Below are 1,269 nucleotides of genomic sequence, written 5' to 3' on the forward strand. Positions count from 1 at the left end.
GCGATTCAGCCGCTTGCGCTGACTCACCTGCCCGGCACGGACGCTTTCGGCAACCTGGTAAACGGACTTGGCCAAATCCACTGCAATCTGCTTGTACATCGCTGGAACCCTCCGAACGCCATTCTCGGCACCGCTGGTGCGGGTAAGTGTGGTGCAGGGAGAGTCCATTACAGCGATGTTAGGCTGCTCTGGGCAAATGATGGAAACTCTGTTGCTGTGTTGGTAAAGGAGGTTCCATTAGGCTTCATTGCTAAAGGTTGTAAGCATGGTTACAGCAAGAATTTGCTGGCCTCTGGGCCATTTGGCATGCCATTCGACCAAGAGCTTTACCAGCGGCTATTCTCATGATTGTCGGGGCTTCCCCAACTAGTGGTTCAAGTCGTTCGTTTCGCTCACTGGGACGTCCGCGTAACGCGGCCGCCCCTTAACCAAACGTTATGCCTTATGAAAACTGAAACCATTCAAAGTGACGTGGAAAGATACTTTACCTTTGTCGCAAAGCCCAAAGGCACAGAAATCTCCTTTCACAAGGATGATTGTTTTCAATGCCAATACCTTAGAAAAGACTTGCTTCCATACAAAGGCCAGGAGCTTCCAATAGAGGCCATTCGCTGCCTTCATCAGGAAATGTCATGCCTTTCGGCAAGTGGCTGGCGCTGGGCTTTACCCTCTTACCTCAGATATTGCTTAACCAAAGAGGCCGAAGCTTCAGGCATGGAGACAGAGTTTCTGATCTACAACCTAGGTCCAACTCCTGAGCATCAGGCCGAAGCACGAGAAAGGCTCTCAGCCCTAAATCAAGATCAAATAAATTGTCTTTCAAACTTCCTGCTTTGGTGCGAAGAGCATGAGCACTGGTCCACGTACTGTCCAGAAGAAATTCGAAGAGCAATCGAATTCATCCTGACACTGAAGGCATAACAATTGGTATATGGACTCTCCCCCACAAGTGGTGAGTAACCCTGTTCCAACCCTGTCGTCAGTGCGGTTGCTCTCGTATATCCGGCCTTCGCTGGGCGTTGCCGCCCGGGCCAATCTGTAGTTCGCGCAACGGGGGTCAAGCGCTCAATAGATCACGGGGATCATGATTGTTATCGGCCTTGTTCCGTTGCAGGACTCGCCTGTTCCGACAGTGTCGCTTCTCACCACAACCACAAGAAAAACCGCCTCCCGATTACCCGGCCCGCCGTCAGGCGGGCTTGCTGCTCTGCCAGTCGCCGCTGAAACGTCGTTCGTGGCACCACACCGCCCAGCAGATCCGTACCAGTT

Annotated in this window: 1 protein-coding gene and 1 pseudogene; one reads left to right on the forward strand and one right to left on the reverse strand. The window is 52.3% G+C overall.

The genetic code is table 11. From position 1 onward, the window contains the following. A pseudogene (locus RA210_RS19450) lies at nucleotides 1–99 on the reverse strand (IS110 family transposase); the annotation flags it as partial. A 345-nt stretch (nucleotides 100–444) separates the two neighbouring features. Between RA210_RS19450 and RA210_RS19455 the strand changes: the two are divergent. After that, complete coding sequence (locus RA210_RS19455; protein WP_201487719.1) at nucleotides 445–921, forward strand: DUF6714 family protein; 477 nt, start codon at nucleotides 445–447, stop codon at nucleotides 919–921. Nucleotides 922–1,269 lie beyond the last annotated feature (348 nt).

It is taken from the genome of Pseudomonas sp. OF001 (genome assembly GCF_904426495.1).
Taxonomy (GTDB): domain Bacteria; phylum Pseudomonadota; class Gammaproteobacteria; order Pseudomonadales; family Pseudomonadaceae; genus Geopseudomonas.